Below are 24,203 nucleotides of genomic sequence, written 5' to 3'. Positions count from 1 at the left end.
TAGTCTATGATTGTCACCCAACCCATGAAAGCATAAGCTCGCGGACTCAGCCGAGACGGCTGATCGTACTGTGGCTAACGTTGTACGACCGCGCAATGTCCGTTAGCACCTCTCCAGCCTCCCGGCGAGCTATGGCTTCTCGCCGCTGATGGCCAGTCAGCTTTGGCTTGCGACCTAGGATCACCCCCCTCGCCTTGGCCCGCTCGCGCCCCTCCCCGGTACGTGTCCGAATCAGTTCCCGCTCAAACTCGGCGAGACCACCCAAAACGGTCAGCATCAACCGACCATGCGCCGTCGTGGTGTCAGCCCAGGTGTCTCTGAGCGACTTGAAGCCCGCTCCTTTTTCCCCGATCGTCCCCAGCAGGTTTAGGAGATCGCGGGTGGACCGCGCCAACCGATCGAGCCGGGAAACTACTAGTACGTCGTCCTTCGAGAGTAGGGCCATCAGCTTAGTTAGCTGCTTGCGGTCAGAGCGAGCTCCGCTGATTTTCTCCTGAAAAATCTTCTCGCATGTTGCTGCCTTTAGCTCGGCTATTTGAGCGGCCAAGGACTGACCGTCGGTGCTGACCCGCGCGTATCCGTACACCGCCATATCGCCCTCCATTTCGCACATATAATATGCACAGTATAAAGCCCCATTTTATATGGGTCAATGAAGTTGTGCATAAATCATGATTTTTGCACAGAACTCCTTTATGTCCATATGCGGGGGCAACGACTCTGGGCCAATGCGTCGACACTCTGACCGAAGCGGACATGGCGCTTGCCTCTCCATCTCAGCGACACGCGCCATTTTTGCTATGCTTGATAAGCAACGAGAACGGCACCGCAAGCGATCAATATCACGCCAAGCCAATTTGGCAGCGCTAGCCGTTCGCCCAAGAACAGCACGGCAAAAACCGACACGAAGACGACACTGAGCTTGTCGATGGGAGCAACGCGCGCGGCGTTCCCGAGCTTCAGGGCGCGGAAGTAGCAGATCCAAGAAGCACCCGTCGCGCCACCCGACAGGATGAGGAACAACCAGGTTTTCATGGACACATTGGACGGCTGTTGCCAGTTCCCGGAGGCGTAGACGATCAGTCCGGTAGCCAACAAGATAACCACGGTGCGCACAAACGTAGCAAAATCAGAATTGACATCTTCGATCCCGATCTTTGCGAAGACGGCTGTAAGGGCCGCGAATCCTGCGGAGAGCAGAGCCCAAAACACCCAGGACAGCATCAGATTTTTCATGAGACCATCCGAATAAGGCGTAGCGCCGCGATCAGGGCACCAAGATAAAGCGCTACCGAAGCCATCATATAGGGAATGAAGCCAGTGTCTGTCCTCGTTCAATCGGGTCGTAGCCAGGCAGGGTGATGTTGATGGTGACGCTTGGTGCAAGTGGACCGTTGAGGCATGCGCTGACGGTCTTCGACTCCCCTATTTCCACTGGAGCGAAGGTCTGCCAGCAAAAAGCGGCCATTCTTGCGACGCATGGTATTATTCGGAATGCGGCCGGCACACGGACCCTCTCGTAGGCCTTCTTACATTTCTTTTCTTGGATCTGCGGGCACAGGAATGCAAGCCTACTTCCTCATCCGTCTATAAAAACGTTGTCATCCCGGCCGGCGGCACCGAATAATCTGAAATTTAATTTAATGGTGTCGGCGCATTGCTAACGTACATCAGCAACGCAAAGCCGATGCAAACGTAGCGGCTTCTGCCGTCGGCGAGCAAGATGGCGCTGGTGCTGGTGATGGCGGCTTAAGGCAGAACTTACGACGACCAAGATCAGAGTGCTCGGCGCCTCAGGCGCGCTGGCCGCCGCCGAAAGATCGTTTGATCTGATTGCAACAGAAAGCCTAGATGCCATCGCAAGCAGCAAGGCCGTTCCGTGTCGGGGTTCCATCCTTATCTTTAATCCTCCGGGGGGAGACATCACTATGCCGAAAGCACATCAATCCTTTAAGCCCACCCTTACCGATGACGAACGCGCAGCCGCTCGCGCATTACGTCTGGCCATTGAACCTTTTTATACGATGCGTCCCAACGTGCCCCTGAGCTACCTGCGCACGTTCCTGATGATTGCCGAGGAGGAGGGCCTCGGTGTCAACGATTATGCGCGAACCGGGGACATTGCGCCCAGCGTGATGACCCGAAACATTCTCGATATCGGTTCGCTCAACAGGCACAAAGAAGAAGGCCTTGCGCTGGTCACCAATGACCGTGACCCGTTCGACCTGCGCAAGCACAACGTACGCGTGACGCCTAAGGGCCGCGCGCTGGTTCGCCAGTGGGTCACGGTGCTGCGATCATACTGCAAAGGGTGACCAATGCTCTACCTGACGCCGCTGCTCATACTAGCCATCCGCTTGATCAGGATCCGTCTGCCTCGTAGTGCTACCCGAGCGCAACAAGAGACGGCAGATTAGTGCCTGATTTCAAGGAGTTGATTGGTGCCCCGCCCCTTCCGCTAGGGAGCGCCATTTGTCTTAGAATTGCATAATTAGATCAGTTAGATAGTTGTGATGCATCATTTGCCTTACCCCACCCGCACTCAACAAATGAACTGAGCCCAAAACGGCGTCGATTGCCTTCTTTTCCTCCCCGCACTGGTTACGGATGACTTCAGCAATTGCGGGAGGAAGTGGCGTTTCGCCATTCAACAGCGCCTGCACTCGCGTTTCAGATTGGGAATGCCTGGAGGCCTGCTCGCGAGGTTACCGCTTTGGCCCTCTTTCCATGGTTTTAGGTCCGCGAGTATTCTCTGCTTGCTCTGTGATAAGTCAGTGTTCTTGCCCACGCATTATTATGCGGACGAGCACACGACAACCCATCAAAGTTCGGAACACCTGCAGCACAGATAATTGCGGGAAAATCTTGCAGGACGCCGGCTAGACGCAAAGATTTCCAGAGAAGATAAACGCGCCGTGCTGTGCTGTATCTGGAGCGCGCTACCCCGGCCGAATACAAGGCCGGGCTCGATCTGGCGATATCGCGCGGATGGCTGTTGCTGCACGAGAGCGGCACCTATGTGAGGTTCACCCCTGCCGGCGCCGAGCTATTTGCATAAAGGTCGGCGGGCCAGATGCGAGCGCCCTAAGCATTTACCGCCTTCAGCTAGACTGCTCGATCACCCGTCCGGCTGAAGGCGGGATGTTGCGGCTTTTGAGCCACGACGAGCCTACGCCTTAGATGAGCGAGTCGGCGATCGTCGCCTAATGCCAAGGCGATGCTTTGGCGCCCCATAACAAATGATTGGCGGGCCATAACAAGCGCGTTTCTGGCTGTGTCGCTAGATCCGCTTGCGTTTTGCCTTGGGGATTTTGAACTTTGACGGACTGCAAGTCGTCCGAAAGGACGTTGACCGAATTGAAAATTGCGAGAGCCTACATCAGGCTCTCGTCCATTCCGGGGGACGATCCAAAAGCATCGGTTTTGCTCGCCTCGATCGGCAGCTGCGAAATCCGCATGTTTCGAGGTCCGGCGGTCCATCCTCATGGCGTGCCGCTGTGTTGGCTAGAGTTGCTCGATCACACCAAAATGTCCGTCGACGGCTTCGTTTGCCACAGGATGAAAGACGCTGTTCCTCTATTCGACGATTTGATCTTGCAGGCAGCTGGTCAGAACAAACCCGGTGGGCCGGACGACCGATGAAGCACCTACTTCCTCTTTTCGGAGAGGCCTTGGGTCGCGAAAAGCCGCCCCTTCAGTTATAGCACGCCCACAAAGGCAGAAACGATCAAGATTGCCGCTCCCACCGCAAGGATTATCACATCAACTGTTACGCGTCGCTTGGCAGATTCGGTCATAGCTGAACCCTCCGTCCACGGGAAACCGCGTTGTCTGACCTATCGCGATCAAGCACTGTGAGTCAGCTCACATACATATCGAGAAAGTTCACCCCGGCGGCTGCCGAACTGTTCGCCTGATGGCTCGGTGCAAGGGTACGGGTGGTGTCGGGTCTGGTCCTGTCCTCGCGTTTCGCGAACGCTTGCGCCGGTTCACGGTCGGATGCGGGAAGCAAGGGAACTCAGCGTTCAATTTTTTACACCGGACGGAACGATTGTCCGGTTTCGACGTGATCTGTTCGGGTAGGGCGGCATGAGGACGTGCAATGCCCAGCAGACCGATCAAGCTCCCTTCCAAGGGCATCATGAGCAGTATGCGTCTCGGCATCACAGTGACGGGCTTATACAGCGTGGTCGCAATGGGGCTGATGATTGCCTTCTTGCGCGGACCGCCCTAGGTGTCGGAAATTGGGATGTTGGAATTTTTGCGCAGGTGTGGAGAAAACCGCTATGCAAAATTCCATTGATATTGACTCCCGGCATAGCCGCGAGATCGTTCGAGAAATTGCCGAGAGACTGCGGGCTTCATTCACAGTGGAGCGAGAGTTGCCCGCGCACTTCAAGACGCTAATCGAACGACTCCGCCAATCAGACGACCGCTCGCAAGCCAGAGGTTAAGCCGCGTCGCGTTTCGCGGCAGCACTCTCACGTTTTTAAACTAGGCCAGGGTGTTGAATGCCGCGTTTAGGTTGTGGGCGTCGTATGCGCGGGGGTATCGACGCGGTCGATCCCGGCAATCGCGCTCCCTGCCCCTGTGCCGGGGTCTGAACGTCAGCGCTGATCTCGGACGGGCGGCACCGACACGCAGGCAATCGCGGTCACAGTGCAGAATGCGAATGAGACGCCGACGATCACCTCGAATGGCGGCGGCAACACGGCGGCTGTTTCGATTGCAGAGAACACCACCGCGGCGGCAACTGACCCGGATGCTGGTCAAACACCGAGCTATTCAATCACAGGCGGCACGGACGCCGGCAAGTTCACGATCAACGGAACGACCGGCGCGCTCGCCTCCCCGCGGCGCCAAACTTCGAGGCTCCGAGTGATGTCGGCGGTAACAAGTCTATGACGTAACCGTCCAGGCCACGGACGGCAATGGCGGCACCGACACGCAGGCAATCGCGGTCACAGTGCAGAATGTGGCCGGACACACCATCAACGGTACTGCGGGCAACGACGCAATCGACACGACGCCTACCGTTGCTGGCCAACCGCTTCGGACCCATGAAGAAGATACGATCAACGCTGGTGGTGGAAAGGACACCATCACCGCACTAGGTGGCAACGACTTTATCAACGGCGGTGCCGGCGGCGACACGATGGCCGGCGGTGCAGGTAAGGATACCTACATCGTCGATAGCACCGGTGACGTCGTAAGAAAATTCCGGGAATGACGCTGACACGGTGCTGTCCTTCGTCAGCTTTACTCTGGGTGCGAACTTCGAGTGACTGACGCTCACCCCAAGTTTCACGCATCCATTTTTGCTACAGTGAAACGGCAACAACTCACCCGCAACCCATCTGCAACTTCGGCGAAATTTGGTCTAATGGAGGCGGTATCCCTGCCAATTCGCAAAAGTCCCGCAAAATTACCATAACGCACGGCCGAAAGGGTCACGGGTAGGTCAGTCTTACTTCCGTTATATTGCGCAGGAACGTTGGTTCACAAGTGTCAGTGGTAGGCATGGGCGTCTTGTCGGTGGTGCTGACGGCGGACGTGCTGTTCTGGCGTTGATGGCACTCAACCTCCTAACAGATGCCCAACACTACTTCTGATGTCGAGGTACGGAAGGTCCATGACCGAGCGCAATGCCGATGCGGAGGCTGCTTTGCAGTATTTGGTCTGGGCACTCGAACACATCGAAAAGCTAGGCGACAAGGAAACTGCCCGCCACACTCGCCGCGCATTAGAAGCGCTGCGCGAGAGTATCGTCGGTTCCGTCTGACGAGCGCGCGACGTTCTCAAACTTAGACGACCGCAGGGTGGATGGGGCGAAATGTCGGGCGTCGGCGGGGCGGTAACGCAAGCGGTTGGTCAAGCCCCGGTAGAGATGCCGCGCGCGCCAGGATGCGGGGCAATGGAACGGTCACCGCTCCGGTGGCGTGCGATGGCGGTTGCGTAGCATTTGGCACAATCTGCACATGCCATGGGATGCCCGCGTGTGTATTGTACTCAACTCCCGTCATGAGGGGATGGGCCATGGCAATCGAATTCCTGTGTCGCGCAGCCATCATCGCCCTCGGCATGATGAACATCGGCCTGGTTGCTGTCCTACTGTTCGCGGGGGGCTAAGGCCGCCTCTGGATTTTGGCGTGTAAGAGCCCGCCGATGGATTATCGAGGCGTACAGTACGAGATTACTCAGATTGAACCCGGCCTCTGGAAGTACCAATTTCGTATCGGCGCGGTCATCAGAACCGGCAAGACGAAGTGTAACCTCGAACAACTGGCGGAAAAACGACTTCGAATGAAAATCGACCGGCTCTTGCAGCCGCCGCCACCGGTCAAAACGCGCAGTTCATCGCGACACAATCTAACAGATGCCCAATACCTTGCGCTGCAAGCCACAGCGCGGGGCGAGGTTTATCGGACGCACACAGGCACGCACTTCACGCTTACCGGACCAGCCGGCAGCAAGGCCTTATGGGCATTGGTCCGCTTAAACCTAATTGCCGACCCAGCGAATGCCATAGAGGACCCACGCTACCAGATGGTGGTTACAAAACAGGGCTATGCCGCGCTCGCGGCCCATGACCAGGTTAAAAGAGCGCCGTGCTGACACCAACGTTGGTCTAACATTGGACCGACAGACGAGCGAAGCGCGCCTAACCTGTCGGCCATGGCTGACGAATGGACCGAGCAACTTCGGTGTTCGGCGTGCCGTAAGACCGGCATGGCAAAGCTGTGCCAGGACGAAGAGGCCGAGACGCCAACTGTCCTGTCAGTTTCCAGCGGCTTTAAGGCTGTCCACGATAGATACGGCCCAAACCTCTATTGCGAAACTTGTGATGTGCCGGTCGTACAGTAGTTTACTCGATTGCTCTAATCCGACGCGGGCCGCGGCGCCCAAGATGTTCGCACACACTGTGGAAATTTTTCGGTGCTGATCGCCGGCGACCGCATCCGATCCGGTGCCAACCTTGTGGCCTGATTTGGCTGTGTGACCCGCGTCACTGTGAGCCCCGTCACCGCCCGGCATAGTCCCCTCACACAAACGGCGCACAGCGCTACAGCAAGGGGAACGGGACCATGAACAACCAGAGCAACGATGCTGCTGTTTCGGACACCGACCTCGACAAGATTTCCGGCGGCTTTGGCTTTCTCTTTCTTGCTGTAGCGGCCAACAAGCTTCAGGGCACAAAAGTCGATACCCCGACGGGTGGTCAGAACGACCCGGCCCAAATGTTTCAACAGATTATGCAGCAATTGGCCGGCAAGCAGTAAGCGACGTCGGCCGCGGCAAGCCTACGAAATCCGGTTGCGGGCCTTTCGCGCCACCGAACCGGCGGCAACCGCGCCTGGTTAGGCGGGATAGCGACCGCGTCGAACGGAAGTCACTGGGACGCAGCTGGCGACGCCCCTTTGTTCCGGTAGCAACTCGGTTGCCCCTTAATAGGCGGGATCAGCGTGTCGGCGGACTGGTTTTGATCAGACAACGAAGGCGTGCTCGCGGTTAGAAAGTCGTCAAACGCGGTCTGCGATGACCATTCCGCATAAGCAACAACCGCGAGCGCGAGCGCGACCAATATGAGCGCCAGCGTGGCGCCAATTCCTCGCCAAGTTAACTGGTTGAATAGCGGCATTGCTATCTCTCGAGACCACGGCTTCGTGTAAGTGAACTCGCCGTTCTTGAGTGTGAACCACCTCACACCTCACGCGCCGTTGATGCGGCGTACCCGGATGCGGTGCCACCGCCATTGCAACCCGCACCCAAACCGTCGGCGACCGAACCCGAAACCCGGCTATGTGCCGCCTCGTATTCACGCCTACGTGTTATGCGCTGTCTGGCAGCACCAGGCGTCTGAAGGGCAAATTCCTCGCTCGCACTCGCCGCGACGGCGGCGAGAGAATCGGTTCGCTCGCGATAATGCAGCCGGTCGGCCACCGGCACCGCACCCCGAGCAAGGCATGCCACAACCCCAACAGCGGCGTTTGAGCCGAACAGAGGTGGCGTGCCATGAACGACCTTTCATCCGACATCGGACTATCGCGGCGCGAGGTGCGCGACGTTCGCGCGGTCACGTCGAACATCGACCACCGCACCCGCTGAGCCCGCCGGCATCCGCCGTCCTGGCGGCATCATCGCCAGGCTCGCCGCCGTCCATGCGATCGCGCGAGCAGAACATCGTCGGGTGAGCGACGTCGCGCGCCAGGCGTTCGGCGGTGATCGGCGGCAATCCGGTGCCATGGGTAGAAATCGATGAACACCATTCGTTGATGGTCTTAAGAAGCGATCTCAGCATTTCGATTGCCCTTGGGCTTACTCACCGCGAAGAGTTTTTCGAGGACTGGGCACGGGGATTCCCTGATGCGCGCGCCTCATCAGGTTGGGTTCGTGTCAGTTTTTGCGGTATTCTTCTTGGGCGAACGGCTTGCGCTGCCAAATTGGCTTGGCGTGGTTCTGATCGCTTGCGGTGCCGTTCTGGTTGCCTACCGAGCATAGCTTGGTCAAACGCTTTGCCAGGAGACCCCTTGAACCCGAAGCCCATACCTTTGTATCGGTCCCATACCCCTTTATTTGCCCGACGTTTACCTACGTTCAGTTGAGCTGCTGATCGCTACCGTCTTAGATACGGCCATGCGGTAGCGACCCCTCCTCCCTCAGATGCGCTATCGCTGCCCTTCATCGGGGCATAGGGCCGCCACGTTACGGTTTCTTTTCACGCGCGAGACGCTCTGCCTTCAGTCGCTCGAAGTTCGAGCGGAAGGCGTCACGCCGAAAGCGGACGACTGGTGACTTTTGATGAAATAATAAGGAAACAGCATCGCAGTAGCGGCTCGACATTTGCCGATGCCGCAAGCGCAAAGAAGGCCTACTTCGATAACAACGGATCTTGGGGGAATGGATTCCAGGTTGGCCAGACTTGAGCTTAGCGCGGGGCGTCAGAGTTAATTCCCCGTGACACCTTCTATTCAAATGCCCAGGGAAGTGAGTTCGGTCCCTTAAAATTTGATGATTATTGTCCTCGCAGGAGAGACAGTGCTGCGAGAACGGCCATGAAGGTTTCAAACCAGGTTCAAATCGACAGCGTCCACAGCCGCGCAATCTGCGACGAGATTGGGGAGCGGCTACGCACCATCTTGCGCCCCACGGCAACCGGCTTGCCCGCCCGACTTCAATTTCTCATCGATCGCTTGGCCTATCAGGACCGTCAAAGGGCCGCTTTAACTGTGCCCGAACTTGACAACATCATTTGGGAGCCAGCTCCAACAGTGTCGCGCGCGGCGTAGAGCAAGCGGCGACCTATAGTAAGCTCGCAGCCAAAGTGCGCCAGAAGCGACTTGATGCTCTACGGTCCGCGCTGACGGCGAAGGGGGAATAAATGGACTTGTTGTCGTTGATTGAGTTGCCGCATTGGCTAATGATCGCGGGATCTGTGTTAGTGGCGAGGGGCTGCCTTGGTCTTCTTAGCCGAAACAAGAGGCAAGCCGCTACTAATTCTGATTCAATACCACTTGCTTCCGACCCCAAATGATCGTGCAAGATGTCTGATATACTGACTATGAACTTCCTCTGAGCCCTGCTGAAGCCGCATATGAGCGCGAGATGGGTCGAAAGAGCGAGATTTCAAACTGAGACACTACCGTCGGGGCCTGATCCGATTCTCGAGGGCCTGTGTCGAAGCTCGTAGATCGATCATATCGGCCCGGCCGATCACCCAACTGGGTGAAGACCAGAAAGCCGGCCTCCCCCCGCGATGCTGCGGGCCAAGGATGGCTGTTGGTAAACGGGCGCTCTTGCCCGACTTCACCCCGCCAAGCCGAGGCACGAGACAGCGAATCAGTTATCACTTAACTCATGAGCAAGGGTCTGTCTCCTGCCTTGCCTTACTGGCTTACGAATGAGCGCGGCCTGCTGCCGAACCAGAGGTCGCAAAGATGAAGCAACCCAAACGCAAGGTCAGCCCGGTGCAGCGGCACCAGCTCATCCAAATATTCCTCCACATGGGCGACAAGGATGCGCAGGCCGCATGTGTCGAGGCCGGCGTTAGCAAGAATTACGCCGAACAACAGGCGCGCGAAACATTCGCCTACCAGAAAAAGAGATTTGCGGGCAGCGATCACATAGGGCGCCGCATCCCGCGCTGGAAATGGGCAATTGAACGCGGTCCGGTTTGGGCTGCATGATCCGGCTTGCGATGACAAAACTGAAGATGGAAGTGGGATTTTCACCCGCCTTCGCAAAACTTCCCGTGGTTCTGTAATGCCTTGGTCGTTCAAAGAGCAGCGCCGCTTCATGGAGATCGCCGCATCCGCAAAGTCATTCGATGAGCTGGTGAAGCGCAGCGGTAGACCACCAAATTCCGTTCGCGCGGCCGCTCTTCGACTGGGAGTCAAACTCGCCAGGCAGATTGCCTCTGAGCTGCTTGCTGGGCGGTCGAGGGCGAAAAGGTGAACCGACTTCGAAAATACGTCGAGCGACTGCCAGATGGCCGAGAACTGCGTTTGGCCTACGCCATGTCGGAGACCGCACTTCCTGACGCAAGGCCGCGGTCGCGCTGGCAGGAAATTACACCCTTTAGCGCAGCCAACGAGGTCATGGCGGAGCCTGGGCTCAAGTCAGTGTTTAAAGCCGCCATTGAGAGAGGTTTTGCGATCGTGCCGGAGAGCGGGCTGAAGGCGAAGGGGGAATGACAGATAACGACGCGCGTGAGGCTGAACCTGACTCCCACGTCAATTTCAATGCACCAGCTGTTCTTCGGAAATGGCCTTCGCTTAACAACCAGCGGCGCACCGAGGGCACCGGCCCATATTTGCTGCTCGACGGCACCCTGGACGACTGCATCCGTGAGTTCATGGCCAAGCCTGACTCTACCCGGCATTTGTATGAAATTCAGACAGCGCCGCAGCCTCCCCTGGTCACCGAAATCCTGTTGTCCGAGCATGTCGCTGAACTCGCGCGGCTTCGTGAGTTTCTTTGATGCTCCGAGAAGAAAGACGCCGCCAACTGAGGTGGCCCCTCCAGTGTTTACTTCGGGTAGCCCTTGCCAGGTTCAAAAACGGCCTTGGTCTGGGGGGTGCTGCCCCCGACCATCTCATCCTGAATCTGCCCCAGTCACCCACGATCGTGGTTCGGATTGAAGCTGCGGACCCTCTTCTTCCCGCCGTTGGGTAGTGGGTCAGTTTGATTGTGGCGGGGTTCCGGGCTGGTATGTTGACCGTCTCCGTCACATATTCTGAGCATGACAGAGACATACCCCCAATTTGAACCGGAGATGATAAAAAGCGGCCGTTGGTTTGTTGCGGTTAAGACGGGGAATGGTCCAGACTCCCATATCGGAGACTTCGAGACCGAAGCAGAGGCGCAGCACTGGATTTCAACTAAGTCGATATACTGGCCCGGCAAGGCGGATGTAACCAAGTGACCCCAAAACGCCCTAGACACCCCAACCAGCTCGCCAAGTCGATCATAGACATTGCGACGGGGCAGAAGCCTGACCGCGATCCTACGCCAGAAGAGCAGGGCAAGGACCCGGCTGCGGTAGCGATGGGAAAGAAAGGCGGGAAGGCTAGGGCAGATGCTATGACGCCGGAGCGTCAGGGGGAGATTGCGAAGCGGGCGGCTCAGCAACGGTGGAAGCCGAAGTAGCGTGGTCTGGGTGCATCCGGACCGCTAGACTCCCCAGTCGGTGTAAGATGCCATTTCTCAAAATACGAACTTTGATTTGGCCCTCGAACGCAATCACGAAGGGCGCAAAAGACATTACCGTCCCCAACTTTACCATGGGTTGATGTCCAATATTGGCGGAACTTCGGCTGAGAGTTGCGCCTCAATAGAAGCGCTCTCGTCGGAGTCGCCGGGCAGGAAAACGCGAATAGTCAAATCGGGGATAAATAATTCCGTCTTTTGCGCGAAAGTTATGCCGAGACAAAATTTTGGCAGAATGACGGGGAACGGCGTTCTGACAAGGATCTGGCCGCCGGGATAGTGGCCTAGTTTGAAATTGGCAGTGGCCTAATTTGATATCGTTTAGAAGCAATCCTCAAAACAGGGATAATGTCGCCCAAACAACCACAGGGAGCCCAATCAGTGCGTTCTTATTTGATCTTGTCGGGTTGGTCATTTATGGCAGGCGCGGGCATACCGCTCATCGGTGTATTGAACAGCGGCGTTGCGCGCAGCGTGGGGAATCCGTTCGCGGCAACGGCAATTATGTTCGCTGTTGCGGCCCTCGTTGCGCTGGCATTTACTCTGCCGATTTACGGCTATCCCACCATTGCAGAGTTGGGATCAGCGCCCCTTGTGGGTTATGGAGCGGGCCTACTTATTGGCTTCTATGGATTATCGGCCACTATCATCATTCCACGGCTCGGAGCAGCGAGTTTCATCGCGTTCATCCTGGTTGCCCAACTTCTCACGTCTGCCGTCATTGACCAATTTGGTCTCTTCAGCATGGCGAAAAGGCCAATCGACACGACGAAAGCCATCGGGCTGGTTGTGATCGTGGCCGGAATCGCCATCATAGAAATCGGGAATCTGATTAAAGCTCGCTCCTAAAGGGCATGACCCAGTTAGGCCGCTTCAGTTGGCGGCCTCTTTGTTCTCTAACCACAGTCTTGCGATTTGGTTCTGATCTAGTCGCAGCCTTTGCTATCTCCCGCCTCTCTCGGCAGGCTTGAGCAGGCGCGCGCGGGCCTCTCCGCCCTTGCGAACCACCGCCCCGGCATTCTTACCGGCATCGGGGTCGCGTTCTGTTACCTGCCCCGTCGCAATGTCTATGATGACTTGGCGAGCTAGTTGGAGTCGCGGGGGCGCTTGGGGTGCATAAACATTAGGCTTTCGCTGGGACCGCCACCAAACTAGGCTTTGATGCGCAGCGCCCCTTGCTGCTGGAAGCTCCAAGTGACTCTCCCCGTCCTCGATCAGAGACCCCTGATCCTGGGCGGGGAAATTTAACCCCCAGAATATGCGCCCCGACTCGCTGGTTTGCCAGCCCTCTGGGCCGCCACAATCAAACTGACCCACTACCCGCCGTTGACGTGCACCTGGACGCGGTAGCCGTCGTATTTTTCTTCCCCACGTGCGGTTTTTGCGACTTCGATCTTGCCAGCAACCCTCTTAGCTCCAAACCGGATTCGCCAATGGGGCAAGGTGCGGCGTACCCCACGCCTCCCGGACCACTACGGTACCGGTCCGGGACCGCTCCCCCACCGGTACGGTACCGGTACGATACAGCTCCACACCGCGACGTCGGGCTCGGCGAATCTACACAGAGACACTGTGGCGCCAGCGCCTGCGCGCCAAACCTAGGCTGCCTACGACGCGCTGATGGCGGTCACCAGTCCTGCGCGGTCCTCGCGCCGTGGATCCAGCGAGGTACAGGGCATGTGCGCGCCGTTCGGTGCGTGGTGGGCGCCGTTATCCTGTCTGGATCCGAACACCAGCCACAGCACCATCCGCGGGCTCGCCTGGCACCGAGCTCAGTCCCTCCCGGTCACCAATAAATCAATTACTTACATAGAAACGGCCGGCATCCTTTGGCCGTGGTGGCGCTGGTTGTTGTCACCTTCGCGGCGTTGATCGTCAGCCGTCATGGTGGCGCCGACGCCAATAAAAAAGGAAGGGCGGCCGTTAAAGAACGGCCCCAGCCTTACGCAACGCTGCCAGGGCCGCCCACCGCCAGCGCGACTTGGAGGGGCACGACTGGCGGCACCGAATCGATTCGTGCAGGCTGGGATGGTTCCCACTCCCCCGCCTGCGCACCATCGGCAGCGGAAACATCGGCCCCAGACCAAAACTCCCAATGACAGTGCATTACCTGCGCCGATCATCAGAGACCGATATGCGGTCCTCGCGCTTTGCTGCAGGGCACCTTTTCCAACTTGGATTGAGCGTCGTGCAGATGCGAGTCAGGCAACAATATCGTGGAATAGAATATGAGACACTGAGACACCAGAGCTCCAGCGCAGCAACAACCCATCTTCCGATGTGATTCACGGCGGCTCGTCCGGCCAACCCCGGGCAGGTCAGCCCGGGTTTTAGTCAACAAGTTCCCGAGCCCGTCCTGCTACAAAATCTTTCGTGTTTCGTCGGCAGCCGCATGGAAAGTTTCAATCGATGTCCCATTTATGAAGTTCAGGGCAACGGAGGGCTGCTATGGCTGGAGTGGAACGTACGTCGGCTGGGCTGCAGATGATCATCCCCGGATGCGAACGGCGCACGCTTCCAAAGTCTACAACACGAATAGATGAAGCCGGTCAGGGCTTGCTTGCCTTCTATAGGCAGCCAAGTTTGCGGGAAAAACTCGAGAACCTCACTGACGCACCTCTGCGGCCGAACAAAGGTCAGAAGGCACCCCCGAACAGCGGCTTGTTCGGCTCGTGATTTGCTCCCGGGTAAAGTCCGGCGTACCCCACGCCTTCCCCAGTCCTTACTCAGTGCTGGTGTAGTGCTGGGGAAGCCAAACCACTCAAGTAGGCCGCTTACGACCCACTGTGGTGCACCCTGAGCCAGTTATATGCAATCCGGGCTAGCGACCGGGAGTCGCCCTCACCCAGCTCCGGCCGCTCAATTCGTGATACTACGTCGGCGTTGAGTCGGCCTCGACGCGCCCTGGGGCGAGCTAAATAATACTGCAACCTGGTCGGCTATCCGCTCAGGTTCACTTGGCGCTCTCGTCCAGGAGCGTCCAAGCCTTGACCTTCAGACCACGAGCAATCCGAGCGATATTATCGAGCGAGACATTCCGTTCGGACCGCTCGACGCCGCTGAGATAGGTGCGATTGATTCCGCACTCGTGGGCCAGCGCCTCCTGACTCAGTCCACGCTCCGCCCGAAGGCGACGCATATTCCTCGCCAGAACATCCCGCAGTGGCCCTTTGTGAGTCTTTTTCACAGAGCCAATTTCGGCTCGATAACGCTTTTAAGGCGACCGCTTTTAAGTTACATTCGAGCGCGTTGCCCACAATTCGCGGATGCCCCTCTTTGCTGTTTGGAACGCTGTGAACACTTCGCGATGGGGCGGTACGAAGGTGCAGCATCCGAAAACCCGGAGAATGGAAATGAGAAGACTAGCGATCGTTGTCGCCTTGACTCTGCTCTTTCTCTCGCCTGCAAGGGCGGCCGAGGACCTATCGAGATTTGGCACTCCGGTTGATGAGCCGCGCGTTCAAGCCACGAGCCGCGGCGGCTGGACAGCCGACGTGTGCGAGGAGATTAAGCGGGTAGAGAAACTGGTCAGCGAGGACGCTCGCCCAGTTGATCGGGGTATGCTCCGCTATGGACTCCTTCACCTCGAAATGAAGCACTGCGGCATCGACGTCAGCAAGAAGCTCGCCGCTGATCAGGCCGCCCTAGAGGAGATCCGACGGCAAAGTGGCCGGGAGTTTGAAGAAAATATGGCTGCGGCCCAGCGGCAGGCCACCCGCCCCCAGCGGCCGATCATCGTTCAGGTGCCGCAGGGGTCATCCGGGCAGTCATCTCTGCCTGATCCGTCCCCTCCGGTTAATTGCCTCACCACCCGGCTTGGGGGTGGCATGTCGACCACCAGCTGCCGATGAAGCCGAACGAGCTCAGACCATAGCGATATCGATTTTTATAAAAACAACTCCTTGGACTAAGACCGTGCCATGAACGTTTCACACAGTGTCTCAAACAGCTTGATTCACATGAAACACGACTGTTCTGCCTAGGATTACCTGTTTAGTTTTAGAACGTACAGCGGACTTCGGTCCACGGCTTGAGCAAAGCCGAAGATCATTACTTTGAAACGTCGATATCGATTCCTTAAATCGGTGAGTTATAGATAGGCCTACTCACATGGCCTCGGGATATCGCTTGTCGTGCCCCCCAAGAAATCGAAAACCACCCGGCGACCCTTGTCTGAGCTAGTTCCGCAGGCAGTCTCTCATGCACAGGCACTCAGAATCGTAGACGAAGCAGGCGCGACGCACCTTGATGAGTACGATGTTGCCGACCTTGTCCAGAGCCTAAATCACGTGCTCAATATATATACCTCTGGCCGGAAAATCCGCAGCCAAAAGCAGTCCTCCGAAACTATACACACGTTGCGATTCGCGCTGAGAAAGGTTCTCGTTTCCCTGCCTGAACCGAGTTCGGACGCTTTTTATGCTCTTGTCAGAGCAGGCAATGACTTTGCCAAGCGGCATGGCGGACACGCGGGGCTTCCACCAATTCACCATCCAGCCGGCCCCAAAAGACCACCCTCGACGATTCCTAACCGACGTACGGTGCCTGGCACCCCCGCATGGACGGACTATCGAACGCAGGAAAGGCTCGAGGAGACGTTTGCTTATCTTGAAGCTTTTTCGATGTGGTTGAATAAGCCTCCCGCAATCCCGGAACGTCAGCGACGCCTCTCACCGATTGTTTGGCTTCTCGGATGCGGCTTACCTCACGTTTATGAAGAAGCTTTCGGTCGGAAATTCGGCAATGGTCGCGCCGGACCGGGCGCCCGCTTTATTAAAGCTGTGCTCTCAATCAAAGATGGCAGTTCGCCCATTTCGGCGGAAACGGTAAGGACGTATCGCACTCAATGGCTCAATCGGCACGGATAGGGTGTAAACACAAAAAAAATTGCGTGTACTTAGCCCCTATCCATACTTGTCGATCAAAGCCCAGATTTGATCAGAAGAAAACAGACCTTCTCAGATCATATCTACTGGACAGTTGCTGTGATAGAATGTGGGCCCTCCAAAAACGATGAGCTCGACGAATATCGTCTGATTACACGTAAGGAATTGCAGCGGTTGATGCCGGTCAGCGGTATGACCCTCTGGCGCATGGAGCGGAATGGCATCCTTCCCAAGCACATCCTGATCGGTCGTAAGGCATTCTGGCGACACGCCGATATTCTCGAATTTCTTCACCGCATTGCTAAGGGCGGGTGACGATGACCCGCCCCGCACCTTTCACGCCAGCTGACCTTGACCTGCGCGACTTTTCTTATATGGCATTGGACGTCGTTCGGCTCAGGGACAGTGTTTTTTCCGTCGTTACGACCGGAGACGAGTTCCGAGCAGGAGTGTTGTTATGGGCTGCGGCTTGGCATCAAGTACCAGCTGCCTCACTTCCTAACGACGACCGCCTCCTAGCCAATCTCGCCGGCTTCGGCCGAAATGTCGATGACTGGCTCGTCGTGCGTGATCGCGCTCTTCACGGATTCATTGAGTGCGATGACGGCCGCCTTTACCACCCCGTTGTAGCCGAAAAGGCTCTAGACGCCGAAAGCACTCGCCGCGCCTATCGTGCTCGCACTGCCAAGGCAACGGAAACCCGACGTGCATCGTTACGGAAACGAGACGAACACCGTGACGTTGACCGTGACGATCATCACGACGATCCTCACCTGATGCAACGTGACGTTCACCAAGGGAAGGGAAAGGAAAGGAAGGGAGAGGAAGGGAAATCTTCAAATAAAATTAAGACTGCCGTTGTGGTCAGTACTGTGCCGGTGAAAAAGTCTGAAAGGCCTGAAAGTACGACGAAGACAACGGAAGAACCTGTAAATTCAATTGAAGAAACTAGTTCGGCTAGGGTCACGAATAATCCGTTGGGCACCGCTTTGCCGGAGGACTGGATCCCCGACGAAGCCTGCATCGAGGTCGCGCGCGATCACGGGATGACCGACATCTCCGGCGAGGTGCTGCGCTTCCAGGCGCTCAACGCCCAGCGCGGCACCTTCTCGCAGAACTGGTCCAAGACGTGGACGCTGTGGTGCGCCGAGTTCAAGCGTCGAGCAACCGAGAAAGCCGCCAAGGCGCCGCCGCGCGTCGAGGTTTCCCAATCGCAGGCCGGCGCGTTCATGCCGTCCAACAAGGATTGGGACTTCGCCGCGAAGATGTACGCCGCCACTGGCCGCTGGAATATCCAGCTTGGTCCCGAGCCGACGTCGTCGGCTTGTCGTTGCCCGCCGGACATCCTGACCAAGCACGGCATCGATCTGGCCACCGACCAGCCCCGTGGGGCGCCGTCGATGGCAGCTGATCCCAAATGAGCCGGACCCGCGCTCACATCACCCAAGCTGACGTTGCGCGAACGATCCGCGCCGCCAAGCAAGCTGGAGCAGCCGGGGTTGAAGTTCGTCCGGACGGCACGATCTATGTGCATCTCTGCACCTCACGCGGCGGGGGAAAACTCCCGAATGTCGTTGAAAAAGACCTTGAGGTCGACGGCGGGGCAGTCCTGTGATGGAGATCATGCCCCGCCCCCGCCCGCCACACCTTCACCGCGAGACCACCCGTCACGGTAAGACCGTCTGGTACGTCCGCGCCGACAAAGGTCGCCGAATACGCATAAACGCGGACTTCGGATCGCCGGAGTTTCAGCAGGCGTATCATGCCGCGGTCTCCGACCAGCAACCGCACCCAACGGAAAAGGCCCCCAGAGGCACGCTGGAATGGCTGTGGCTGCTCTATCGGCAATCGATCGCCTGGCGGGACTTGTCGATGGCGACGCGCAAGCAGCGCGAAAATATCATGCTTCACGTCCTCAAATCTGCCGGCCGCGAACCGCTGTCGCGAATTGACCGGAAAGCGATTTTGAAAGGCCGCGAGCGTCGTGCAGATACCCCGTCCCAGGCCAAGAACTTCCTGAGCACCATGCGCGGTCTATTCACCTGGGCAGTGGATGCCGATCTCGTCAGAACCGATCCGACGCAGGGTATCGCTGCCAAAAAGTCAAAAGGCGCGAAGGCAGCGGGATTCCCGGTTTGGACCGACCAAGAAATCGCAACCTTCGAGCGGCGCTGGCCCCGTGGGACGCGCGAGCGGGTCATGTTCGACATGTTCCTGTATACCGGGCTGCGCCGCGGCGATGCCGCGGTGGTCGGCAAGCAGCATGTCCGCCACGGTGTGATTTCGATCCAGACTGAGAAAACGGGCATGTGGGTGACGATCCCGATCCTACCCGAGCTTCAGACAACGCTCGACGCCGGCCCGACCGGGGACTTGGCCTTTATCGCTACTGCGAATGGCAACCCCCTCACCAAGGAGAGCTTGGGCAACCTGTTCCGGGACGCTTGCCGAGCCGCTGGGATCCAGAAGTCAGCGCATGGCCTGCGCAAGGCTGCCGCGACCAACGCAGCCAACCACGGAGCAACTGTGGCTGAACTGGAAGCCATCTTCGGCTGGGCGGGCGGCCAGATGGCGTCGCTCTATACGCGCTCAGCAAACCGTCGCGCGCTGTCGGCTGGCGCCATGAACAAGCTGTCGAGGACCGAAACGGAAACATCTATTCCCGCACCTAGTGACAAGGTGCGGGCCGCAGCGCCGAAAACCCAACAATAACAAAGCTATTTTTTTGAGGTGGTGCGCTCGGAGGGACTCGAACCCCCACGATTTTACTCACTGCCACCTCAAGGCAGCGCGTCTACCAATTCCGCCACGAGCGCTTGGGATACCGGCTGGAAGGATTTAAGGCCTGCCGGATCAACGGCGCCGATGTAACAAATCAGAGATGGAGGGACAAGGCGGTTTTGCGACCGAATAACTACCTAACACCCGGTAATTTCGGCAGCATTTGCTTGACTTCGACCGCGATCCGGTTGCGATCGACCAGGACCACGCCGGAAGCCACCGGAAGGTTGTTGGCGAGGATCTTGACCTCGTCCGCCTCGGTGGCGTCCAGTTCGATGATGGCGCCGCGGGAAAGCCGCATCACCTGGTGGATGGGCATCGTGGTGGTGCCGAGCACCACCATGAGATCGACGCTGACTTTATCGAGGGTGGCCACTACGAAACCGCCAAACTTGGACTAGATCTTGGACTAAATTGGGTGGTTTCACCTGACCACGTTATGGTTAGCCAATGGTTAATGACCGCCAAAGCCTTGATTTGACGACCTTCGCGCAAGCCCCTGATGGCAGCGATGTCGAATGGCGGATTGCGGCCAAAGCGGTCCCCTACCCCGACGCCGTGGCCGAGATGGAAGCCCGGGCGGCCGCGATCGCGGCCGGGCAAGCGCCCGAGCTGGTGTGGCTGTTGGAACATCCGCCGCTCTACACGTCCGGAACCAGCGGCAAGGCCGGCGATCTCCTGGACCCGCGCTTTCCAATGTATGAGACCGGGCGCGGCGGCCAGCTCACCTATCACGGCCCCGGCCAGCGGGTGGCCTATGTGATGCTCGATTTGAAGCGGCGGCGGCCGGACGTGCGGGCCTATGTCGCCGGCCTGGAGGAATGGATCATCCGCACGCTGGCCGCCTTCAACGTGCGCGGCGAACGCCGAGAGGACCGCGTCGGGGTCTGGGTCAACAGGCCGGACAAGGGACCCGGCCATGAGGACAAGATCGCGGCGATCGGCGTGCGGCTGCGGCGCTGGGTCTCGTTCCATGGCATCGCCATCAATGTCGAGCCGGAGCTGTCGCATTTTTCCGCGATCATCCCCTGCGGCGTCGCCGATGCCAGATACGGCGTCACCTCGCTGGTCGATCTCGGACTGCCCGTGACCATGGAAGACGTCGATGTCGCGCTCCGGCAGGCCTTTGAGGACGTGTTCGGCGCGACCAAGGCCCGCCTGCCGGAAACGACTGTCTAAGACGGTTTTATTTTTGACGCGTTTTCTACCGCAGATAAGTCTACGCAATCTGCGTAAACTTGATTGCTATGCGAACCGGTACCCACTTCGCTCGAAAACGCTATGGGTTCACGCCGCCTCCTGCTGTGGCGGCACCTCGAGCTTGCCGGCGATGTAGCGCCGCTCCTGCGTCAACCCGCCAAAGCCGTAAGCATCGCCCTTGACCTCGTCGACATGCGTGTAGCTCTCGTGGTGCAGCGGCCCGAGCAGTTCGCCCATGCGCTGGAACACCGCGGCGAGATAGGCGGCCTTCTCGTCCTTGGTGTTGGTGCCCTCGCTGACATGGACGTCGAGCCAGAAGCTGGCGAGGCTCTGTTCGGCCAGCGACTTTCCGCCGGCGAACCAGTCCGCGGCGTCGACCGCGCGGACGATCACCGCTGTGACCCTGGGATCCTTGCGCAGGATTCGCGCAGTGAGATCACTGACGGCGGTGGCGATTTCGGCCTTCAATGAAGGCGCCTTGCGGAAGCTCGAATAGGTGACAGTGATGAGCGGCATGATGGTTCTCCCTGGTGTGCGTTTGCGTCCCCATACCTAGACTTATCAGCATCATTTTGGTATCTTATCTCTGTTCATAACAATGATAACGATTAGTGATGATGCCATGGGCACGCTGGATATCGACACCGTTCAGGCCTTCCTGCTGGTCGCCGAGCTGCAGAGTTTTACCCGCGCCGCCGAGGCGCTCGGTACCACGCAGGCCGCCGTCAGCCTGAAGCTGCAGCGGCTGGAAAGCGTGCTCGGCAAGCGGCTGGTCGAGCGATCGCCGCGCGCGGTGACGCTCACCGCCGATGGCACGGCGTTCCTGCACCATGCCCGCGTGCTGATGGAGGCGCATGACCGCGCGCTGTCGGGCGAAAAGCCGGCGCGGCAGCAATTGTCGCTCGGGATCAGCGATCACGCCGCGGGTGCGGAACTGGTGCCGCTGCTGGAGCGGCTGCATGCGATGTCCTCGCAGATGTCGCTCGCGGTGACGATCGGCTTTTCGCGGGCGATGCTCGATGCCTACGATTCCGGCGAACTCGACGCCGTGGTGGTGCGGCAGGAAGGCAGCCGCCGCGGCGGCGAGCAACTGACCGAGGACGAGTTCGGCTGGTTCGCGACGCCCCGCTTCGTCTGGCCGCGCGGTGACGCCCTGCAACTGGCGACGCTGGCACCACCCTGTGGCGTCCGCGCGATCGCCGTCCGCGCGCTCGACAAGGCCGGCATCCCCTGGATCGAGGCGTTTGTCGGAGGCGGCGTCACGGCGGTGGTCGCAGCTGCCCAGGCTGGGCTTGCGGTCGCGCCGCTGGCCCGGAGGATCGCGCCGGCGGGGCTGGTCGATATCGGTTTGGTGCAGAAGCTGCCAAGGCTTGGAACGTCAAAGGTAATGTTACACTCGAAGGTCAGTGATCCCGTCAAACTCACCGCGCTGCGGACGCTGGCGGCGACGTTTCGCAGTGTGGTTACGGTTTCCCGCGCAAGCACCTGAGTATCCCCGCATTTACAAGATCGCCTCGAACGCGCTGCGCAGCGTTTCGTGGCGGAACTTGAAGCCATTCATCAGCGCCTTGTTCGGCAGCACCCTCTGCCCTCCGAGCAGAAGCTCATTGGCAAAATCGCCGCCGACCCAGCGCAGCAATGCATCCGGAATCCGGAACACCGCCGGCCGATGCAGCCGCCGGCTGAGTTCTTCGGTGAACTTCAGATTGGTGACCGGGATCGGCGCCGTCGCGTTGATCGGCCCTGAGATGCCGGGGCTGGCGATCACATGGGCGATCAGGCGCACGAGATCGTCGCGCTCGATCCAGGACATCCACTGCTTGCCTGACCCGAGCGGCCCGCCGAGGCCGAACTCGAACGGCGTCAGCATCCGCGTGATGAAGCCGCCATCGGTTCCAATGACGAGGCCAATCCGCAGATGGGCGACTCGCACGCCATGTTCGGCCGCCGGGCTCGCCGCACGCTCCCAGGCGTCGCACAATTCATGGCTGAAGCAGGCGTGGGATTTGGCGGACTCGGTCAGCACCTGATCCTGCCACAGCCCGTACCAGCCGATCGCTGAGCCGGACACCAACACCTTTGGCTTGCGTTCGAGACGGCCAATCAAATCAACGACATCGCTGGTCATCTGAATCCGGGATTCGAGGATCTTGCGGCGCTTTGCCTCCGTCCACAGCCCGTTGCCGATCGGCTCTCCGGCGAGATTCACGATGGTGTCGATTCTGGCATCCGCTGGAATCTGGTCGAGGCTGGTGATCAGGGTGATCGGCGGCGACAGTTCCGCTTTCGCCGGGTTGCGGACCAGCGCAATCACTTGATGGCCCGACGCGGTCAGGCTCGCGACCAGCCGGCTGCCGATGAAACCAGTGGCGCCGGTGACGAGCACGGTCTGGCTATCGGGCAGTTTCTCCACGAGGCCAGCCGCAGGCGCGCTGTGCATCCGGCCGAGACGCTGGGCCGCGGTAAAATCCCTCAATCCGCACAGCGCCGCGCCGACGGCAGCCGCCGCCGCTGTCATGCTGAGCCATCCCGTATAGGCCGATTTGATCCCGGTCGGCTGCATTGCCCAGTCGATCAGGACCGGCAGCAGCAACACCAGGATGGCGCCGTAATTGATCGCCAGCAGCGTGTGATTGATGCGCTCGCTCGCCGGCAGTTTCCGGCTCATGTCCTCCTCGACGAAATCCATCAGCGTGATGATGACTTCCGCCACCAGCACCGCGATGATGGCCATCGCGAAAATGCCGTACACTTCCAGCCAGCCGAGTACCAGGAACAGGAACGCGTACATCATGTTGCGCACGCCGTGGAGCTGCAGCTCGTAGCGCTGCGACGGGCGCCAGGCCAGCCGCTCGGTCAGCTCATGGTGATAGAACGTGTCGAACACGCCCATCACGATCTGAATGGCGATCAGGGTCCATAGCAACGATGTCATGACGCGGCCTCCCGGAACACGGCGGACTGACGAATGAGCCTGCCAAAGCGCGGATGAACGATATCGAGCGTGAAGCGGAACGTGCCGCCGCCGAGATCGGAATGGGTTACGGTGAGATCGCCCGGCGTCAGCCAATCCGGCAACGCCAGCCGCAGCGGCCCGACCTGGAACGAGTAACCGACACTGCGAAACACCAGCGCTTCGTGCTCGACGAAGATCCGCAGCGCCATGCTGATGCCGTGGCCGACATATTCCTCGAGCCCGGTCGGCCCGGCGAAGCGTTTGGAGGAGTGAATGACTTGCGGAAATCCGTGTGAGCGGGCGCAGATGCGGGTCCAGATCTGGCCGCCGCTCGCTGCGTCCTCCGTCACCGTCACCACCATCGGGACGCCGGTCTCGGCCCCGGTCGGCAGCGGCCCGCCGACCAGCCGCGCCAACTGCGCGAGCCACCAGCCAATCCTGTTGAAATAGGCCTCCTCGACCTCGCCGACATAGACGACGGTTGCACCATCAACGTGGCGCTTGGAGAAGCGCCGCCAGATCGCCAGCGGCAATCGCCCCCAATCGGCATCGGACAGCAGCGAATGGAACCTGTTATCGTCGAGCAGAATGTCGCTGGAAGGCTTGTGATGCGGATGGGACGCTGGAAGTCTTGAGATCCTGATTGCTGACGCCATCGAACGCTCCTGCTACTC

General features: G+C 58.8%; 27 protein-coding genes and 1 tRNA gene. 18 read left to right on the top strand and 10 right to left on the bottom strand.

What is annotated here, in order from left to right; all coding sequences use genetic code 11:
- Positions 1–46: 46 nt before the first annotated feature.
- Positions 47–592 (bottom strand): recombinase family protein, encoded by a 546-nt coding sequence (locus JQ611_RS31860; protein WP_212467681.1) that lies wholly within the window; start codon positions 590–592, stop codon positions 47–49.
- A 206-nt stretch (positions 593–798) separates the two neighbouring features.
- Positions 799–1,236 (bottom strand): EamA family transporter, encoded by a 438-nt coding sequence (locus JQ611_RS31855; protein ID WP_212467680.1) that lies wholly within the window; start codon positions 1,234–1,236, stop codon positions 799–801.
- Positions 1,237–1,928: 692 nt separating this feature from the next.
- On the opposite strand from JQ611_RS31855, the gene JQ611_RS31850 reads away from it, so the two are divergent.
- The 7 genes from JQ611_RS31850 to JQ611_RS31820 all read left to right on the top strand — a co-directional run bounded on the left by JQ611_RS31850 (position 1,929) and on the right by JQ611_RS31820 (position 7,280).
- The gene (locus tag JQ611_RS31850) at positions 1,929–2,315 is read left to right on the top strand and encodes a MarR family winged helix-turn-helix transcriptional regulator (protein ID WP_212467679.1); all 387 of its coding nucleotides are present in this window, start codon (positions 1,929–1,931) and stop codon (positions 2,313–2,315) included.
- Positions 2,316–2,920: 605 nt separating this feature from the next.
- Complete coding sequence (locus JQ611_RS31845; RefSeq protein WP_212467678.1) at positions 2,921–3,058, top strand: hypothetical protein; 138 nt, start codon at positions 2,921–2,923, stop codon at positions 3,056–3,058.
- Positions 3,059–3,348: 290 nt separating this feature from the next.
- Entirely contained in the window at positions 3,349–3,642 is a 294-nt protein-coding gene (locus tag JQ611_RS31840; protein ID WP_212467677.1) for a hypothetical protein, read from the top strand.
- Positions 3,643–4,966: 1,324 nt separating this feature from the next.
- Positions 4,967–5,230 carry a hypothetical protein gene (locus JQ611_RS42815; RefSeq protein ID WP_212467676.1) on the top strand — a complete coding sequence of 88 codons (264 nt, stop codon included), beginning with the start codon at positions 4,967–4,969 and terminating at the stop codon, positions 5,228–5,230.
- 402 nt (positions 5,231–5,632) lie between these two features.
- Positions 5,633–5,782 (top strand): hypothetical protein, encoded by a 150-nt coding sequence (locus tag JQ611_RS31830; RefSeq protein WP_212467675.1) that lies wholly within the window; start codon positions 5,633–5,635, stop codon positions 5,780–5,782.
- Between the two features lie 383 nt (positions 5,783–6,165).
- Complete coding sequence (locus JQ611_RS31825; protein ID WP_212467674.1) at positions 6,166–6,615, top strand: hypothetical protein; 450 nt, start codon at positions 6,166–6,168, stop codon at positions 6,613–6,615.
- A gap of 470 nt (positions 6,616–7,085) precedes the next feature.
- Positions 7,086–7,280, top strand: a complete 195-nt coding sequence (locus JQ611_RS31820; RefSeq protein ID WP_212467673.1) for a hypothetical protein — start codon at positions 7,086–7,088, stop codon at positions 7,278–7,280.
- A gap of 110 nt (positions 7,281–7,390) precedes the next feature.
- Here the strand turns inward: JQ611_RS31820 and JQ611_RS31815 are convergent, their stop codons facing one another.
- Together JQ611_RS31815 and JQ611_RS31810 are read right to left on the bottom strand one after the other, a co-directional pair.
- Complete coding sequence (locus tag JQ611_RS31815; protein ID WP_212467672.1) at positions 7,391–7,639, bottom strand: hypothetical protein; 249 nt, start codon at positions 7,637–7,639, stop codon at positions 7,391–7,393.
- A gap of 435 nt (positions 7,640–8,074) precedes the next feature.
- The gene (locus JQ611_RS31810) at positions 8,075–8,299 is read right to left on the bottom strand and encodes a hypothetical protein (RefSeq protein WP_212467671.1); all 225 of its coding nucleotides are present in this window, start codon (positions 8,297–8,299) and stop codon (positions 8,075–8,077) included.
- Positions 8,300–9,053: 754 nt separating this feature from the next.
- Between JQ611_RS31810 and JQ611_RS31805 the strand changes: the two genes are divergently transcribed.
- The 4 genes from JQ611_RS31805 to JQ611_RS31790 all read left to right on the top strand — a co-directional run bounded on the left by JQ611_RS31805 (position 9,054) and on the right by JQ611_RS31790 (position 12,555).
- Positions 9,054–9,287: a hypothetical protein gene (locus JQ611_RS31805; RefSeq protein ID WP_212467670.1), complete on the top strand. Its 234-nt coding sequence runs from the start codon at positions 9,054–9,056 to the stop codon at positions 9,285–9,287.
- A gap of 648 nt (positions 9,288–9,935) precedes the next feature.
- The gene (locus tag JQ611_RS31800; protein WP_212467669.1) at positions 9,936–10,184 is read left to right on the top strand and encodes a hypothetical protein; all 249 of its coding nucleotides are present in this window, start codon (positions 9,936–9,938) and stop codon (positions 10,182–10,184) included.
- A 503-nt stretch (positions 10,185–10,687) separates the two neighbouring features.
- Entirely contained in the window at positions 10,688–10,978 is a 291-nt protein-coding gene (locus JQ611_RS31795; RefSeq protein ID WP_212467668.1) for a hypothetical protein, read from the top strand.
- A 1,109-nt stretch (positions 10,979–12,087) separates the two neighbouring features.
- The gene (locus JQ611_RS31790) at positions 12,088–12,555 is read left to right on the top strand and encodes a DMT family transporter (protein WP_212467667.1); all 468 of its coding nucleotides are present in this window, start codon (positions 12,088–12,090) and stop codon (positions 12,553–12,555) included.
- Positions 12,556–14,659: 2,104 nt separating this feature from the next.
- On the opposite strand, the gene JQ611_RS31785 is transcribed toward JQ611_RS31790, so the two are convergent.
- Positions 14,660–14,845 carry a helix-turn-helix domain-containing protein gene (locus tag JQ611_RS31785; RefSeq protein ID WP_212467666.1) on the bottom strand — a complete coding sequence of 62 codons (186 nt, stop codon included), beginning with the start codon at positions 14,843–14,845 and terminating at the stop codon, positions 14,660–14,662.
- 214 nt (positions 14,846–15,059) lie between these two features.
- Here JQ611_RS31785 and JQ611_RS31780 point away from each other — a divergent pair, with 214 nt between their 5' ends.
- The 5 genes from JQ611_RS31780 (at position 15,060) to JQ611_RS31760 (ending at position 19,304) form a co-directional block, all read left to right on the top strand.
- On the top strand, positions 15,060–15,557 hold the full coding sequence (locus JQ611_RS31780; RefSeq protein ID WP_212467665.1) for a hypothetical protein: 498 nt from the start codon (positions 15,060–15,062) through the stop codon (positions 15,555–15,557).
- Between the two features lie 1,083 nt (positions 15,558–16,640).
- On the top strand, positions 16,641–16,907 hold the full coding sequence (locus JQ611_RS31775) for an AlpA family transcriptional regulator (RefSeq protein WP_212467664.1): 267 nt from the start codon (positions 16,641–16,643) through the stop codon (positions 16,905–16,907).
- Positions 16,908–16,909: 2 nt separating this feature from the next.
- Positions 16,910–18,013 (top strand): DUF1376 domain-containing protein, encoded by a 1,104-nt coding sequence (locus tag JQ611_RS31770; protein WP_212467663.1) that lies wholly within the window; start codon positions 16,910–16,912, stop codon positions 18,011–18,013.
- A complete protein-coding gene (locus JQ611_RS31765) occupies positions 18,010–18,207 on the top strand; it encodes a hypothetical protein (RefSeq protein ID WP_212467662.1) in 198 nt (65 codons plus the stop codon). Before JQ611_RS31770 ends, JQ611_RS31765 begins: the two co-directional genes overlap by 4 nt.
- Positions 18,207–19,304 (top strand): tyrosine-type recombinase/integrase, encoded by a 1,098-nt coding sequence (locus JQ611_RS31760; RefSeq protein ID WP_212467661.1) that lies wholly within the window; start codon positions 18,207–18,209, stop codon positions 19,302–19,304. The genes JQ611_RS31765 and JQ611_RS31760 overlap by 1 nt, the downstream gene beginning before the upstream one ends.
- Positions 19,305–19,323: 19 nt before the next feature.
- On the opposite strand, the gene JQ611_RS31755 is transcribed toward JQ611_RS31760, so the two are convergent.
- A tRNA-Leu gene (locus tag JQ611_RS31755) sits at positions 19,324–19,408 on the bottom strand.
- A 98-nt stretch (positions 19,409–19,506) separates the two neighbouring features.
- On the bottom strand, positions 19,507–19,749 hold the full coding sequence (locus tag JQ611_RS31750; RefSeq protein ID WP_074276133.1) for a FliM/FliN family flagellar motor switch protein: 243 nt from the start codon (positions 19,747–19,749) through the stop codon (positions 19,507–19,509).
- A 74-nt stretch (positions 19,750–19,823) separates the two neighbouring features.
- On the opposite strand from JQ611_RS31750, the gene lipB reads away from it, so the two are divergent.
- The gene (lipB, locus tag JQ611_RS31745; RefSeq protein ID WP_212266173.1) at positions 19,824–20,552 is read left to right on the top strand and encodes a lipoyl(octanoyl) transferase LipB; all 729 of its coding nucleotides are present in this window, start codon (positions 19,824–19,826) and stop codon (positions 20,550–20,552) included.
- 108 nt (positions 20,553–20,660) lie between these two features.
- Here lipB and JQ611_RS31740 read toward each other — a convergent pair whose 3' ends face one another.
- Positions 20,661–21,089, bottom strand: a complete 429-nt coding sequence (locus JQ611_RS31740; RefSeq protein WP_212467660.1) for a 4-oxalocrotonate tautomerase family protein — start codon at positions 21,087–21,089, stop codon at positions 20,661–20,663.
- Positions 21,090–21,195: 106 nt separating this feature from the next.
- On the opposite strand from JQ611_RS31740, the gene JQ611_RS31735 reads away from it, so the two are divergent.
- Entirely contained in the window at positions 21,196–22,062 is an 867-nt protein-coding gene (locus JQ611_RS31735) for a LysR family transcriptional regulator (protein WP_212467659.1), read from the top strand.
- Positions 22,063–22,074: 12 nt separating this feature from the next.
- Here JQ611_RS31735 and JQ611_RS31730 read toward each other — a convergent pair whose 3' ends face one another.
- The gene (locus JQ611_RS31730) at positions 22,075–23,508 is read right to left on the bottom strand and encodes a TIGR01777 family oxidoreductase (RefSeq protein WP_212266171.1); all 1,434 of its coding nucleotides are present in this window, start codon (positions 23,506–23,508) and stop codon (positions 22,075–22,077) included.
- Positions 23,505–24,185 (bottom strand): DUF4166 domain-containing protein, encoded by a 681-nt coding sequence (locus tag JQ611_RS31725; protein ID WP_212266170.1) that lies wholly within the window; start codon positions 24,183–24,185, stop codon positions 23,505–23,507. The genes JQ611_RS31730 and JQ611_RS31725 overlap by 4 nt, the downstream gene beginning before the upstream one ends.
- Positions 24,186–24,203: the final 18 nt, after the last annotated feature.

The organism is Bradyrhizobium sp. AUGA SZCCT0182 (assembly GCF_018130185.1).
Lineage (GTDB): Bacteria > Pseudomonadota > Alphaproteobacteria > Rhizobiales > Xanthobacteraceae > Bradyrhizobium.
The sequence above is the reverse complement of the archived record's forward strand: the minus strand, read 5'-3'. Positions and strand labels throughout refer to the sequence as shown.